The following is a 13,325-nucleotide window of genomic DNA, read 5'->3' as shown; positions in this document are numbered from 1 at the left end:
GCCTGTCTGTTCCGGTACCGAGCGTTGCTGTGCGGTCCCACGATAGGAGCGAAACGGACGCGTGGCCCGGGCACTGCCTACTCCACGCCTGGCGCGTTCGGCGGCGGAGCGGACCTGTGGCCCCACAACCCCCAGTGCCCTCAAGCCGCTTCTTCAGCAACAAGCGCGACCCGAGGGTAGCCACACCATTGCCGGCGTCGGCGCCGGGTCCCGTTCCCGGTGCGGATCGGCGTATGGAGGCGGAGCCAGATCACCAGGTTGACCAGCGCGCCCCTCAGCCTTTGACGGGCGCGGGTCGGGTCACACTTTCTTGACGACGACCGTGTCCGGGACCAGCTTCTCCAGGTCGTCGACGTCCGAGGTGAAGACCGTGACCTGTCCCTTCTGCTGTCGTGCGATCACGGCGAGCACGGCGTCGATCGCGTACTTGTGGCCGTGCAACTTGGCGTCGGCCAGGAGCCGGCGTGCCTGGCGGGCCTCGTTCTTCCCGATGTCGGCGACCTGGAGCCGGGACAGCACCCAGTCCCAGCGCTGTACGGTCGTTCTGCCGTCGTACGCCTCGACAAGGGTCATCGGCGACGTCACCACTTCGGCCTCCCCTCGCGCCGCGAGGTCGAGCCAGGCGATCATCTTCCGATCACCGCGCACTGCCAGGGACAGGGCTTCACAGTCCAGGACGAAAACACGGAGCGGCCTCGGCCCGTGCTCACCGGCTCGTTTCTTCACGCAGCCTCTCCGGCGTTGTGCTGTCCGGAGGCGCGGCGCCGCTCGTGTTCGGCGTCGAGATCCTCCAACTCGTCGAGGGCTGCCACACGCTCGTCCTCAGTCACGGGGCCGTGTTCTTCCTGCAGCCAGTCGACCAGTTCCAGGAGCCGGTCCCGGTCGCGCTTGAAGCGCAGCGCCTCGGCAACGTACGCCGACAGGCCCCGCTCGGCCGCCTCCGCGCGGATCTCGTCCAGGAGATCCTCGGGGATCGTCACGGTTACCTTCTTCGTGGCCATACAAGAGACCATACTCTTGGTATCACACTCCTTACCAGTGGGGCACGGCCGACGATTCGACGGTCAGGCGGCCGTGGCGGGGCGTGGGCTGCCGTGGAAGACCTGGCTGGTGTGCCAGGAACGGTGGATCGCGGCGACGGGGTGGGCGCCGGGCTGAGGTCCGATGAGTGGTCGGTCGGCGAGCGCGATGACGTGTTCGCGGGCGGCGGGACTGTGGCCGACGAAGCGCTGGGAGACCAGGATGCGGTGGCCCTCGCCGACACCGAGGACGCCCTTGTCGAAGAGCTTGTGGTGCAGCGAGCACAGGCACAGTCCGTTTTCGACGTCGTCCGGGCCGTCGAACGCCCACCAGCGCACATGCGCGGCCTCCAGCCCGACAGGCACCGCGCCGATCCGGCCGTCGTAGCCGCAGAAGGCGCACTGGTACTCGTAGGCGGTCAGGACCAGCTCCCGCATCCGCGGATCCCGCCGCCTCCGCACGACGGCCGAGAGTTGTCCGGTCGTCTCCGCCTGCTCCAGCTCCAGGCCGACAGATTCGCACAAGTCGCCGTGGAGCGAAGGCGGAAAGTGCAGGTCGAGCAGGACCCGTGCCATCCGGCCGAGCAACGACGGCTCGCGCCGCAGTGCCGCGCGCAGCTCCGGCGCCAGCCGCCCGGCAGCGCCGACGTCCCTCAACTCCCTCACGCCACTACCGGGACTGCCCGGTCCGTGATCGGTACGCACTTCCCATACGCCGTCGCTCACCAGATGGTGGAACGGGTAGGCGGGTGTCGTCCTGTTGGGCGGACCGTACTCGGTCAGCAGACGCTGCAGATCCTCCTCCACGGCGCTGTACCGCAGTTCGCCGACGGCATCCTGCTGGAACCGACCGAGGGCGTACAACAACAGCAACGGCTTGTGCGGAGCACGGCTCCCGTTTCGACTCCACTGCCTCAGCTTCGCGGTGCGCTCCAGCCAGTCCATGACCGGCGATCGTAGTCGCGCCTCGTTGACCAGCCATCTGCGCATGTGTGCAAAGCCTGACGAGCCGTGGCGAGGTGATTGCGACGTGTCGTAACCAGGTGGCGCCATCGTTCGCGGGTCTGTTGTTCTCCGTTGATCCACCGTGCTCGCGCGGTGTGCTCGGGAAGCGGAAGGCCGGCCATGAAGTGGGCGGTGCTCGCTGCGGGCCAGTGATGCCTCGATCTTGCGGGAGAGCGTGGACTTGCCGATTCCGTCCAGCCGTTACGGCCTGCCACTGTGCCTGGCGGTTCGTGAACGCCTCGAACAGGCTCTCCTGGAAGTTCTCGACGACGTCCCGTTGTGGGTAGAACAGCCCCAGCAGCAGGAATGTTTTGGGGCGGGCCGCGACGTTCCCGACGAAGCAGTGCACGGCCTTCTCCGGAGTGACCATCCGATTGAACCAGCGCTCGCGAAGCTTCTCCTCCACGCCGTCCTGCCCATACTGGCGAACGAACTTGCGGTACGACTCGCCCGCCTCCCAGTCCCTCAGCCCCAGGTCGTGACCACCGCACTCCTGATCCGCGCATCGGAAGCTGTACCGGAACTCAAGTGGCACCCACTCCAGTTGGCGAAGGTCCTGCGCGAGTAGATCCAACTGATCTGCCAGGGCCGCCTTCGAAGCCGGCCAGGGATCGGCAGGAGCGAAGCGGAAGCCGGTGAACTCCTCTGGCCGGAAGACACCAAGCGACGTCCCTCGCAGTTCCTGGTCGCGCTTTATGGAGCACAGGGACGGCGGTCCCCATTGGTTGCCCCCTCCACAGATCTCCCGATCTGATGATTGGAGGAGAGGCATGCGCTACGGGCAAGAGCGCGTGCAGGAGCGAGGGGTGAAGTCAGGCCAGGGGAATCACCGGCACGGCGGCCCGCTTGCGAACCGTCTCCAGGACAACCTGCCGGTGGCAGCGGCTCTCGTCTTTCTCGAAGCACAGCATCGCCACTCGCGACTGCCGGGCATGCTCCGCGAGGCGGTCAAGGTCGGACTTTGCCTCATCGGACTGCAGCAGGCCACGGAAGCGTGCCCGCCCTACTTCGAGGCGGCCGTCCCAGAAGGGCTCCCGGTTGTCCTTCGGATTGCCCAGGCCACGCAGGTGCGTGTACTCGATACCGGCCTCCGCCAGGGCATCTCCGAGGCGGGTCTTGCTGAAGCCCTTTTTGCGACTGATCGGTGTGAGCCGTACATCCGCCACGACACCGATGTGGCTGTCGACCAGCGCGGCGACGAACGAGTCGATATCCCGCCCTTCGTACCCCGCAGACCACAGACCGGGCGTGACGGGCGCGACCTGGGTCGCCCGGAACAGATCATCGACAGAGACTGCAAGAGCCTCGGCAACGGCGCCAACGGTCAGGAAACCTGGCTGGATCGCTCCCTCGCTCTCCAGACGGCCCAGCGTTCCGACGGCGATGCCTGCTTCCTTCGCCAGCCGTTCCCGCGTCCACCCACGGTCTTCCCTTAACGCCCGTACCCGCTGGGCGAGCGCACGGGTCCGGTCATGAGAAGGAGCTGAGCGATGACCTGCCATATGCGGTGTTCCTAACGACCGTTGGGGCGGCCGGCACGGGTATTACTGGTCAGCTACGAGCCCTGGATTCGCGAATGCGCAGTTCATCGGGCGCGTTGGCGCCGCTGTTCCTGCCGCACTGGAGACTGCTCTTGGGAGAAGCAGACCAAGATCTTCTCCCGGATTTCTCCCAAGAGACCTCAGCAATGACTCAGGGGCCTGACCCGCAACGCGGATCAGGCCCCTGACCTGGTAATTCACTGTCGGGGTGGCGGGATTTGAACCCACGACCTCTTCGTCCCGAACGCGGTCAAGGGCCCTCGTGACGTGGCAACCAAGGTATCAGGGCTGGTCGTTCGGCTCCGGGACTGTCCACCACTGTCCGGGACGGTCTTGGTCCGGCTGCTTCGTTTGGCCCCCCGTTTGGCCCCCCGAGTGTCCGCCGCTCAGGCCGCATCTGGCCTAGCGGCTGGCTCGTCACGGGGGAGCATGCGATGAAGCGGCCGAGACGTGGTGACGCGCTATGACGCGTTCACGCAACGCTGTGGACCGCAAGCTGTGCATGTCTACGGTCGATGTCAGTGCCAACCTGCATGATGTTCTCATGGCAACCGCTGATGAGCCGCCGAGGTCCCGGCGCGGCTGGTCAGCGGCTGAGACACGGCAGGATAGGAGCGATGGTGGAGCGTGAGAGGGTTGCAGAGCTTCATTACATTACCCCCATTTCTAATCTCGCCTCCATAGGAACGCATGGTCTGTTGAGTCACCGCGCTGCGGAGGCCGTTGACCATTTGTCGGTGGCTCTGCCGGAAGTGCAGGACCGGCGTGCACGCAAAGTTGTTCCGAATGGCGGACCGCTGCACTCCTACGCGAATCTCTATTTCGATGCGCGTAATCCGATGATGTATTATTTGACGCGAAATGGACATGACGACCTACTCGTCATGAGAGTCGCACCGAATGTATTGGATATTCAAGGTGCTGTCGTAACGGATGGGAATGCGGCGGCAGATACGACCCGTTTCCTTGCCTCGCCGTCAGGCTTGTCGTTCCTGGAAGCGGAGCTTGTCTATTCCGATAACTGGAATCACAGCGACTACTGGCAGAAAATCGAGCAGAAGCGTGTGCGCTGCGCTGAAGTGCTGGTGCCTAATTCGGTATTGCCCAATTGCATCATCGGCTGTTATACTTCGAATAACGAGCATGCGGAAATTTGCAAGGCTGCACAGCCTCATTGGAAGGTGGAGGTAAATAAACATGTCTACTTCCGCTAGCAACGTGCGGATCGTTCAGGGTGACTTGCTGAAGTCTTCTATGCATGCACTCGTGAACACGGTCAACACTGTTGGCGTGATGGGCAAGGGGATTGCCCTCGCTTTCAAGAAGCGCTATCCAGATATGTTCGCGGACTATGTGCGACAGTGTGACGCGAAAGAAGTGCGCCTGGGTCATCCATACCCGTTTGAAGTTTTTGATCACGTGGTGATCAATTTCCCGACAAAGGCTCACTGGCGCAGTGTGAGTAAGCTTTCTGACATCATCGATGGACTTGAACATCTCAAGGCTAACTATCGTGCTTGGGGCCTGCGTTCCATCGCTGTGCCTCCATTGGGCTGTGGTAACGGACAGCTTGAATGGTCCGTAGTTGGGCCCATCCTGATTGATCACCTCGGGCAGCTTGACATCCCCGTGGAGCTGTATGCTCCGCATGATGTTGACGTAGTCGACGGGCAGCTCAATCTCTGGGGTGACGAGAAGCGGAATGAGCCGCAAAGAAAGATTGACCCCTCACTCATTGCGCTGATCGAAATCCTGCATCGCCTTGAAGATCAGCCGTATCGGTGGCCAGTCGGGCGAGTCATGCTTCAGAAACTCGCGTACTTTGCAACTGTGGCGGGGCTGCCGACTGGGTTCGAGTATGAGCGAGCTAGCTACGGTCCCTTCTCATCGCAATTGAAGCCAGCAATCGCGAAGCTTCAAAATAACGGTCTGCTCGAAGAGCGGCAGCGAGGGAAGATGTTTGAGGTGCGAGTGGGCGACGCATACGAGGGTGCTCGAAAAGACTTCACTAGTCAGATTGAGACGTGGGATAAAGTCATTGACTCGACGTGTGATCTAGTCGCCCGATTTGACACGACGCAAGCGGAGATCGCGGCTACTGTGCATTACACGGCCTCGTACCTATACCGCAGAAGCGGTGATTTTCCGACTGCTACGGAAGTCCTGAATGCGGTAGAGGCTTGGAAGGTTAGGCGCGTTCCTCCGTTGAAGCGTGAAGATATCCTGCGTGCTATCGCTAACCTTGCAACGCGGCAATGGATTCAGGTGATTCCTGATGAATCAATTCAGGAAGCTGCCGAAGAGCTAAGCCTGATTTAGCCATCGCGCTTGGCTGTGGTTGTGCGCTGAGCGTGACTTTTCGTGCCTATTCGAGAAGGCTACGGTCGTCATGGCTTATCGGGGCAGGAATCCGGGCTTCTGCTCGGCGAGCGCGTGGAGCCGTGCAAGGTAGTCCTGCGCCGCGGGCTCGGAGCTGTACCGGCGTCGCATCTCGGCAGCGAGTTCCCGACTGGTCATGATGAGCGACGGCACCGATTTGCGGTCGCCTTCGAGGGCGCGCTCCCCCATGATGAGCGCCTGCTCCAAGTCGCCTTCACGCGCCGCCGTGACTCCGAGCGTGACGCGGGCTTCCGCGTTGCGCATTGGTGATCGCTCGGTTCCGTCAAAGTCCGTGCCTGCCCTCAGCACCTCTTCGGCGAGCGTGCGCGCGAGCTTGTCCTCACCGACCAGGCGGTAGCAGTCCATCGCGTAGAAGTCGAACTTGGCGGGGTCCACCACGAAGTGGTTGTCCAGGTTCTCGGGGTGCGGCATCGCTTCGAGTGTCCGCCGTCCCTTGTCGAGGGCCACCTCGACTTGGCGGCGGTCCCCGAGCCGCGCCCATGCCTTGGCTTCCTGCGCGGCAAGCTGCACAGCCACGCCGTGATGCGGCGCCGCTTCAGCTCCGGCCCGCGCTGCCGAGATCACGCCGCGGTAATCGCCGGTCGTCAGCGCGAACCAGGCGCGCATCTCGTGCGCCCACCCGGCCACCTCTGCGTGGTCTGCTTCAGTCGCCAGAGAGAGGGCGGCGCGGCGCGTCGACTCGGCAGCGTGACGGTCGCCCGTGTCGTACTCGACACAGCCGACCAGCAGAGCGAGCCAACCGGACAGGGCGAGCACCTCGCGGTGTTGCGCGAGCGTGAGGCTCTTCGTGTGAAGTTCGACGACACGACGAAGCCACTGCCGCCCCTCAACGAGGAGCTGTTCGCTCGGCATGAACGGGTACTCGGACGCGAGCCGGTCTGTTGTAATCCGCAAGGCATCAAGCGTGGCGTTGTCGACGTCGGAGCGGTTCAACCGGCTCACGATCTCCAACGTCTCCATCCCGCTCGCCGCCAAGATCTCCCTGTCCCCGTCTCGCCGTGATGGCGCCGGGAAGAGCGCGTGCGTCACGGTGCCGAACAGGGCCGCGATGATCGGTTGGTAGAAGTCGTTCGGTGTCTGGCCTGACTCCCAGCGCTTCCACTGGCGGATCATGCTGTCTTCCGCCGGCAGCTCCGTCGGAGCGTGCGCCCGTAGAGCCCTGACTGCGTCACGTTGCGACCAGTCGCGCGCCGCGCGTTCAGCCGCGATGCGTCGTGCCCATGCGGGCCTGTCGTCGGTCATGCGCCCTCCTCCGAGTACCTGCTCCGAGTCTCGCGCGCGAGCCGGGGGGACAGGGAAGGTGACAGGGGGGTGTCACCGGGCATGTCCCCTCCCTTGTTGTGCCGTCCCCTGGCTGTCACTTACCTCACAACTCCCGTTCCGCTCATGCTGGTTGCAGATCACGCACCACCCGGTTCGGGGCGACCTTCGAGCGCTTCGACCCTGCCGCGAAGTTCCGAGACTTGGGAGGTGAGATGTTCGAGTCGGCGCAGCACTTCGGGAACGTCGACAACCGCGTCGGTCCCGCTGCCTTCGCCGGCCTGCTCCGGGTCGCGGGCATAGCTGCCCCGCGACGTCGTCATGATGAGCCCATCCTCACGGAGGATCGCAAGGGCCCGCTGCACTGTCATTCCCGAGATCTTGAACCGTTCGGTCAAGTCTCGCACGGAGCCCACATGCCCTCCGGGCTTGATGTCACCACGCAGGATCTCTTGCCGCAGGATGTCGGCCGCCTGCTCGGACTCTGGCCTTGGGTCGTCTTTCGAGATTTCAGCGCTCATCACGCCATCGAGCGTACCCACCCCTAGTACGACCTAGCACGAATCTGTGGCGACCTCTTGCGGCGTGGTGCGTGCTAGTACATGCTGTTACAAGTTAGTACGGCAAGCCCGGAAGGGCTCAGCCGGCTGTACCCGTAAGCGCTTGACCTGCAAGACCGCATGACCAGGAGCCCCGCATCGGACGGGGGGAGGCGACCCGGCGCCTTGGCATTCACCGGAGGGCTCAGACCGAAAGGTCACGTCTCCATACGCCTACTTCGAGGCCGGACAGCTCTACCTGACACGGGAGCGCGGTCGCGATGAAGGAGACACGCACCACCTCAACTTCCGCGCGGGACGGCCGCGTCTCACCACTTCACTGCCGCGGCCGTTCCGCCTGTTCGCGCACGTCGTGTCCCACTCCAACAAGCCTTTGGGGGCTTACCCATGACCGAGCGCATTTTCGACTCCGAGACCTCCGGCCCGATCGTGCTGGGACTGTCGCTGCCGGTCGGCAGCGTCCGTGTCCAGGTGATCGAGAACCTGATCACCGCCCGCGTGGTGCTGCGCACCGACGACAACACGGGGCCTGCGGCCGACGCGATCAACCGTGCTCGCAGTCAGCAGAACGGGCAGGCGTTCGGCATCGAGGTACCGGAGATGCCGAACGGCGTGGTTGTCCAGGGTCGCCGCGGCACCGTCATTCAGAGCGTCCGCAGCATGAACATCGTGGGCGGCACGATCCGGATCAACGGTCGCGTGGTCTCCGGCGGCATGGCTGACATGCCGACCGTCAGTCCGATCGAAGTCACGGTCTGCCTGCCTGCTCAGTCCTCCCTTGCGGTCGTCTCGCAGTCTGCGGACACCGAGGTCTACGGCTACGTCGACCGTATGGAGTTCCGCTCCATCTCCGGTGACCTCGGAGTCGATGGCGTCCGTGAGCTGCGAGCCAACACGACCTCCGGGGATATCCGCGTCGGTCGGGCCACCGAGCAGATCAACGCGCACTCGGTGTCCGGCGACATCAAGGTGCGGCTGTACGACGGTCGCAGCGCCGCCCTGAACACCACCTCTGGGGATGTCGAGGTACAGGCCACCAGCGGCGCCGCCGGGCACGTCAGCGCCCACAGCATCTCCGGCGATGTCGAGGTATCCGGCGCCCGCCACCTGAACGTGTCGGCCGACAGCGTCTCCGGCCGAGTCCGCAACCGCTGATCGCTCTACCGCCCCGATGGTCGCACGGACCGTTCGACTCGGTCCGGGGGCGCTTTCCCCTGCCGCGCTGCGGCTCGGGTTCTTCCGGAAAAGCCGCCGTCTCACCAAACGCCTGCGGCTGCTCCGGCTCTATGTCCCTCCCACTTCAGGAGCCTTCCATGCGCACGTACATCGGCCGTCAACAGGCCGTATCCGCTGAGGACTTCGCGGAACTCGCGCTCGGTACCCCGGTTGAGCTGTGGCTCGGGGTCGAGGGCGAGAGCGACGAAGAGCGCGCGGCCCGCCTGGACGCGGCGCGCGACATCCTCGCTGAGCACCCCGAGCTGCCCGACGACCTGGTCCGCATCGCGGCCGAGGTTGTCGAGGCGCACCCCGAGTTGTTCGACGTCATCCCCCTGGTTCGGTTCGCCGGCCGCCGCCGCTCCGTACGGAAGGGAGCGGCGGCATGAGTGACGACCTGAACTTCGACGACCGCATGTTCCTGGAGAGCCAGGCAGTCTACGAGCAGATCGTCGCCGGACAGGTGGCCGACGTTCAGGCAGAGCTGATGAACGCACAGCTCCGAGCCTCCCAGGGTGGTGAAGCGGCATGACCGCCACAACGACCGCCCTTGCGGCGCCCCCGTCCGGGGTGCCGCCGCTGACCAGGCCGGAGATGGGTCTCGCCGGAATCGCCGCGCTTGCCGCGGCCGGAGTCGGTGCGCTCGGTCTCATCTCCTCCTTCGACGCCGTGTCGGCTGCTGCGGCCCGCTGGGGATTCGGCGAGCCGTGGATGCTGCCGGTCGGTATCGACGTGGCCATTCCGGTGTTCACCGTGGCCAACCTGCTGTTGATCCGGATGGACATGGCGCTTGCGTGGGTCCGGTTCGTGCCTTGGGTTCTCACGCTCATTACGTGCGGGCTGAACGTTGCGGCCGGACAGGGCATGTGGGCCAAGGTCGCGCACGGCACCATGCCGCTGCTGTGGGTGGTGTTCTCCGAGATCGGTGCGCACATCTACGCCGCACGAATCGGCGCGGCCACCGGTCGGCGCATGGAAAAGATCCGGTTCTCTCGGTGGCTGCTCGCGTTCCCGTCGACGTTCGCTCTGTGGCGCCGCATGACGCTGTGGGAGGTCACCTCCTACTCGGAGGCGCTGACGCGGGAGAAGGAACGGCAGTTGGCCCGTGCGGACCTGCGCGAGCGGTACGGCCGCAAGTGGCGTTCGAAGACCCCGCGGCGCGAGCGCGTGATGCTGCGCATGGGCGAACTGGCCCCGGCCGCCGAGCAGGAGGCGCCCGCCGTGCCCCCGCCGGTACCTCCGGCCGACCCCAAGCCGCGCCCGCGCCGGCAGACGAACTCCAAGGCCAAGGCCAAGCCGCAACGCACCTTCGAGGAACTACTCACCGAAGCGCGTACGGCCACCGCAGAGTGGGCCGACTCGGAACTGACTGCGGATCGCATCCGTACTGCCGTGCACGTCTCGCAGGCCAACGCTCGCAAGCTGCGGGACCAGTTGCAGACCGAGCGTGCCAACGGCCGCCCGCTGCACTCCGTTGCCGACTCGGAGGGCGACGGCACAGCGGCTGAGGCTGCGTGATGTACGGCAAGTGCTTCGACCCGACCGGCGCGACGTACGGACTGCCCACCTACCCGTGGCGCTACGCCCCCGATGGACTTGCCACCAAACGGCAGTTACGGGCCCGCGGGTTACGGCCCGGCGGGCAGTCGATCGCGGCACAGATCATGCGCCCGCGCTACCGGCGCGGCCCGCTGGTCGCCTACCTCTACCGCGTCGACCGAGCCAAGCCCGTCCGGCCGATGACGCCGGGCAAGCGGGCCGCGCTCGCCAAGGCGATGCGCGCCCGCCGCACCTGCCCGCAGTGCCGCACGGATGCGGGATACGTCATCCCCACCTCGCTGGGCATGTGCGTGCCCTGCGCCTATCCCGAGGAACAGCGCGCCGCCTGATCCATGGCGCTCGCCCATGCGGATCTGCATATGCGGAGCCGCATGGGCTGTGCCCGATTCAACCAGCACGCTCCTTGATGCGGGTCCGGCCGCCCACCTCCTACAGCGTCGGCCGGACCCGCCTTGCCTCCCACTGGAAGGAACATCAGTGAAACACCCCGACGACGACAACGAACTCTTCAACCGACTCGAAGCAGAGATGAGCCCCGACCCCGGCGGAGAGGTAGTCGACCTCGACAAGGCGCGGTCGGCCCGCATCGGGTCGGCCGACCCGACTGCCCGACCCGGTGCCGACCCGTCGGCCGACTCGGACCCGAGTCGGTCGGATGCCGAGTCGGCCGACCCGACCGCGCGCGTGATGGTCGACCTGCCGACCGCGAAGGCGGCCGGTCCGGGCTACCTCGGTCGGCTGCTCGCCGCGCAGCGGCGGCCGGTCGTTCCCCTGTGGCTGAAGTCCGTACCGGAACTGAAGACCGCTACGGCGTGGGTGGCTCGGCACTACGCCCATTCGGTCGGCTATCACGCGTTGCGCTCCCCGGTCTACGCCGCTCGCCTGACTCTCCAAGCCCCCTCCGGTGCCGCGAAGTTCGTTGGCGGCACGATGCGGTGGGCGGCCGACCATGAGGGCGAGCCGGTCCGACTCGCCGCGGTCCGGCGCGAGGACGCGGCCGAGTACCTGAAGCTGTCGCGTCAGCGCGACGGACGGGTCCGAATGCGCGCCCTCGTGACCGTGCTCGCCATGTTCACCGGGCTCGGTTCTGCGCTCGCCATCTACGTGCTCGCCCCTGCCTGGCTTCAGGCGGTGTCGGTGGGCGCGGTCGTCATGGCGCTCGGGGTCGTCGGCCGCAAGGCGGACGCCCCGGTCATCCACCGCGCGGTGGAACTGCCCAAGGCGGTCAAGCTCACCTCAGACATCGTGCTGCGGTCGCTCGGCTCGCTCGGCATTCCCGCCATCAACCAGGCGCAGGGCAAGGGTCGCGACGGGTTCGAGTTCACCGCCCCGATCACGCGCGACGGTCCGGGATGGCGTGCGGAGGGCAATCTCCCGTACGGCGTCACGGTCACGGACATCATCGAGCGGCGCGAGCGGCTCGCTTCCGGTCTGCGCCGCCCGTTGGGCTGCGTGTGGCCGGAGGCAGTGCCCGATCAGCACACCGGGCACCTGGTGCTGTGGGTCGGGGATCAGGACATGTCCAAGGCCAAGAAGCCTGCGTGGCCGTTGCTGAAGTCGGGCAGCACGGACCTGTTCAAGCCGGTCGCGTTCGGCACTGACCAGCGCGGACGCTGGGTCGAGATCACGCTCATGTACATCGCGGCCGTCATCGGCGCGATTCCGCGCATGGGCAAGACCTTCCTGCTCCGTCTGCTGCTGCTCATCGCTGCGTTGGACCCGCGGGCGGAACTGCACACGTACGACCTTAAGGGCACCGGTGACCTGGACCCGGTTGGCGAGCGTGTCGCCCACCGCCACCGCGCCGGCGACGAAGAGGAGGACATCGAGTACGCGTTGCGGGACCTGCGCGCGCTGCGCGACGAACTGCGGCGCAGGGCCAAGGTGATCCGCTCGCTGCCGCGGGACATCTGCCCCGAGTCCAAGGTCACGTCCGAACTGGCCAACAAGAAGTCGTTGGGTCTGCACCCGATCGTGATCGGGGTGGATGAGTGCCAGGTCTGGTTCGAGCACGAGAAGTACGGCAAGGAACTCGAAGAGATCTGCACTGACCTGGTCAAGCGTGGTCCCGCTACCGGGATCGTGCTGCTGCTCGCCACGCAGCGGCCGGACGCGAAGGCGCTGCCCACGGGCATTTCCGCCAACGCGTCGGCTCGGTTCTGCCTCAAGGTCATGGGGCAGTTGGAGAACGACATGGTGCTCGGCACGTCCGCGTACAAGCGGGGCATCCGCGCCACCATGTTCAGTTGGGGCGACAAGGGCATTCACTACTTCGTCGGTGAAGGGTCGGACGCCCGGATCGTCGGCTCGGTGTACGTGGACGCACCCAACGCGGAGAGCATCGCCGCGCGGGCCCGCAAGCTGCGCGAAGCCGCTGGCACCCTGTCGGGGCACGCGCTCGGCGAAGAGCCGGAGACGGACGCGAGCACGTCGTACGACCTGCTCGCCGACATCCTCGCGGTCATCCCTGCCGATGAACCCAAGGTGTGGTCCGAGACCGTCGTGTCTCGGCTCGCCGAACTGCGGACCGACGTCTACGACGGATGGACGCCGGAGGCACTGGCCTCAGCCCTGAAGCCCCACGGTGTCTCCACTGTCCAGGTGGGCCGCCGTGTCGACGGCAAGGTCGTCAACCGGCGCGGTGTCGACCGCTCCCACATCGTGGCTTCGATTGCGGAGCGTGACGGAAACCGCGACGCGGGATGACCGTCCGGGGCCGCTAGCGCTAGCGGCACACACCGCTAACGTTAGCGGCTCCGCTAGCG

At 65.7% G+C, this 13,325-nt stretch carries 14 protein-coding genes; 8 read left to right on the top strand and 6 right to left on the bottom strand.

Annotated features, from left to right (window positions below; genetic code table 11):
* Positions 1–300 precede the first annotated feature (300 nt).
* The 4 genes from ACFYXF_RS49590 to ACFYXF_RS49575 all read right to left on the bottom strand — a co-directional run bounded on the left by ACFYXF_RS49590 (position 301) and on the right by ACFYXF_RS49575 (position 3,526).
* Entirely contained in the window at positions 301–726 is a 426-nt protein-coding gene (locus ACFYXF_RS49590) for a PIN domain-containing protein (RefSeq protein ID WP_389360579.1), read from the bottom strand.
* On the bottom strand, positions 723–1,001 hold the full coding sequence (locus ACFYXF_RS49585; protein WP_389360577.1) for a CopG family transcriptional regulator: 279 nt from the start codon (positions 999–1,001) through the stop codon (positions 723–725). Before ACFYXF_RS49585 ends, ACFYXF_RS49590 begins: the two co-directional genes overlap by 4 nt.
* Positions 1,002–1,064: 63 nt before the next feature.
* Positions 1,065–1,964, bottom strand: coding sequence for a phosphorothioated DNA-binding restriction endonuclease (locus tag ACFYXF_RS49580; RefSeq protein ID WP_389360660.1), 900 nt, complete (start codon positions 1,962–1,964; stop codon positions 1,065–1,067).
* An 872-nt stretch (positions 1,965–2,836) separates the two neighbouring features.
* Positions 2,837–3,526, bottom strand: a complete 690-nt coding sequence (locus ACFYXF_RS49575; protein WP_389360575.1) for a DUF488 family protein — start codon at positions 3,524–3,526, stop codon at positions 2,837–2,839.
* Between the two features lie 656 nt (positions 3,527–4,182).
* Between ACFYXF_RS49575 and ACFYXF_RS49570 the strand changes: the two genes are divergently transcribed.
* On the top strand, positions 4,183–4,779 hold the full coding sequence (locus ACFYXF_RS49570) for a DUF4433 domain-containing protein (RefSeq protein ID WP_389360573.1): 597 nt from the start codon (positions 4,183–4,185) through the stop codon (positions 4,777–4,779).
* Between the two features lie 52 nt (positions 4,780–4,831).
* Positions 4,832–5,884, top strand: coding sequence for a macro domain-containing protein (locus ACFYXF_RS49565; protein WP_389360571.1), 1,053 nt, complete (start codon positions 4,832–4,834; stop codon positions 5,882–5,884).
* 75 nt (positions 5,885–5,959) lie between these two features.
* On the opposite strand, the gene ACFYXF_RS49560 is transcribed toward ACFYXF_RS49565, so the two are convergent.
* Positions 5,960–7,207 (bottom strand): XRE family transcriptional regulator, encoded by a 1,248-nt coding sequence (locus ACFYXF_RS49560; protein ID WP_389360569.1) that lies wholly within the window; start codon positions 7,205–7,207, stop codon positions 5,960–5,962.
* Positions 7,208–7,365: 158 nt separating this feature from the next.
* Positions 7,366–7,746 (bottom strand): GntR family transcriptional regulator, encoded by a 381-nt coding sequence (locus ACFYXF_RS49555; protein WP_389360658.1) that lies wholly within the window; start codon positions 7,744–7,746, stop codon positions 7,366–7,368.
* Positions 7,747–8,172: 426 nt separating this feature from the next.
* On the opposite strand from ACFYXF_RS49555, the gene ACFYXF_RS49550 reads away from it, so the two are divergent.
* The 6 genes from ACFYXF_RS49550 (at position 8,173) to ACFYXF_RS49525 (ending at position 13,266) form a co-directional block, all read left to right on the top strand.
* On the top strand, positions 8,173–8,940 hold the full coding sequence (locus ACFYXF_RS49550) for a DUF4097 family beta strand repeat-containing protein (protein WP_389360567.1): 768 nt from the start codon (positions 8,173–8,175) through the stop codon (positions 8,938–8,940).
* Between the two features lie 158 nt (positions 8,941–9,098).
* The gene (locus ACFYXF_RS49545) at positions 9,099–9,389 is read left to right on the top strand and encodes a hypothetical protein (RefSeq protein ID WP_055533317.1); all 291 of its coding nucleotides are present in this window, start codon (positions 9,099–9,101) and stop codon (positions 9,387–9,389) included.
* On the top strand, positions 9,386–9,532 hold the full coding sequence (locus tag ACFYXF_RS49540) for a hypothetical protein (protein WP_362075077.1): 147 nt from the start codon (positions 9,386–9,388) through the stop codon (positions 9,530–9,532). The genes ACFYXF_RS49545 and ACFYXF_RS49540 overlap by 4 nt, the downstream gene beginning before the upstream one ends.
* Positions 9,529–10,518, top strand: coding sequence for a DUF2637 domain-containing protein (locus ACFYXF_RS49535; RefSeq protein WP_389360564.1), 990 nt, complete (start codon positions 9,529–9,531; stop codon positions 10,516–10,518). Before ACFYXF_RS49540 ends, ACFYXF_RS49535 begins: the two co-directional genes overlap by 4 nt.
* Positions 10,518–10,889 carry an RRQRL motif-containing zinc-binding protein gene (locus tag ACFYXF_RS49530; RefSeq protein WP_362982917.1) on the top strand — a complete coding sequence of 124 codons (372 nt, stop codon included), beginning with the start codon at positions 10,518–10,520 and terminating at the stop codon, positions 10,887–10,889. The genes ACFYXF_RS49535 and ACFYXF_RS49530 overlap by 1 nt, the downstream gene beginning before the upstream one ends.
* A gap of 148 nt (positions 10,890–11,037) precedes the next feature.
* A complete protein-coding gene (locus ACFYXF_RS49525) occupies positions 11,038–13,266 on the top strand; it encodes a cell division protein FtsK (protein WP_389360562.1) in 2,229 nt (742 codons plus the stop codon).
* Positions 13,267–13,325 lie beyond the last annotated feature (59 nt).

Source organism: Streptomyces sp. NPDC002680, assembly GCF_042889145.1.
GTDB classification, from domain to species: Bacteria; Actinomycetota; Actinomycetes; order Streptomycetales; family Streptomycetaceae; genus Streptomyces; species Streptomyces adonidis.
The sequence above is the reverse complement of the archived record's forward strand: the minus strand, read 5'-3'. Positions and strand labels throughout refer to the sequence as shown.

Excerpts from the sequence above, each read along its gene's own strand:
- ACFYXF_RS49585 (WP_389360577.1), bottom strand. The coding sequence starts at position 1,001 with ATGGCCACGAAGAAGGTAACCGTGACGATCCCCGAGGATCTCCTGGAC.
- ACFYXF_RS49580 (WP_389360660.1), bottom strand. The coding sequence starts at position 1,964 with ATGGACTGGCTGGAGCGCACCGCGAAGCTGAGGCAGTGGAGTCGAAAC.
- ACFYXF_RS49575 (WP_389360575.1), bottom strand. The coding sequence starts at position 3,526 with ATGGCAGGTCATCGCTCAGCTCCTTCTCATGACCGGACCCGTGCGCTC.
- ACFYXF_RS49570 (WP_389360573.1), top strand. The coding sequence starts at position 4,183 with ATGGTGGAGCGTGAGAGGGTTGCAGAGCTTCATTACATTACCCCCATT.
- ACFYXF_RS49560 (WP_389360569.1), bottom strand. The coding sequence starts at position 7,207 with ATGACCGACGACAGGCCCGCATGGGCACGACGCATCGCGGCTGAACGC.
- ACFYXF_RS49555 (WP_389360658.1), bottom strand. The coding sequence starts at position 7,746 with ATGAGCGCTGAAATCTCGAAAGACGACCCAAGGCCAGAGTCCGAGCAG.
- ACFYXF_RS49550 (WP_389360567.1), top strand. The coding sequence starts at position 8,173 with ATGACCGAGCGCATTTTCGACTCCGAGACCTCCGGCCCGATCGTGCTG.
- ACFYXF_RS49545 (WP_055533317.1), top strand. The coding sequence starts at position 9,099 with ATGCGCACGTACATCGGCCGTCAACAGGCCGTATCCGCTGAGGACTTC.
- ACFYXF_RS49540 (WP_362075077.1), top strand. The coding sequence starts at position 9,386 with ATGAGTGACGACCTGAACTTCGACGACCGCATGTTCCTGGAGAGCCAG.
- ACFYXF_RS49535 (WP_389360564.1), top strand. The coding sequence starts at position 9,529 with ATGACCGCCACAACGACCGCCCTTGCGGCGCCCCCGTCCGGGGTGCCG.
- ACFYXF_RS49530 (WP_362982917.1), top strand. The coding sequence starts at position 10,518 with ATGTACGGCAAGTGCTTCGACCCGACCGGCGCGACGTACGGACTGCCC.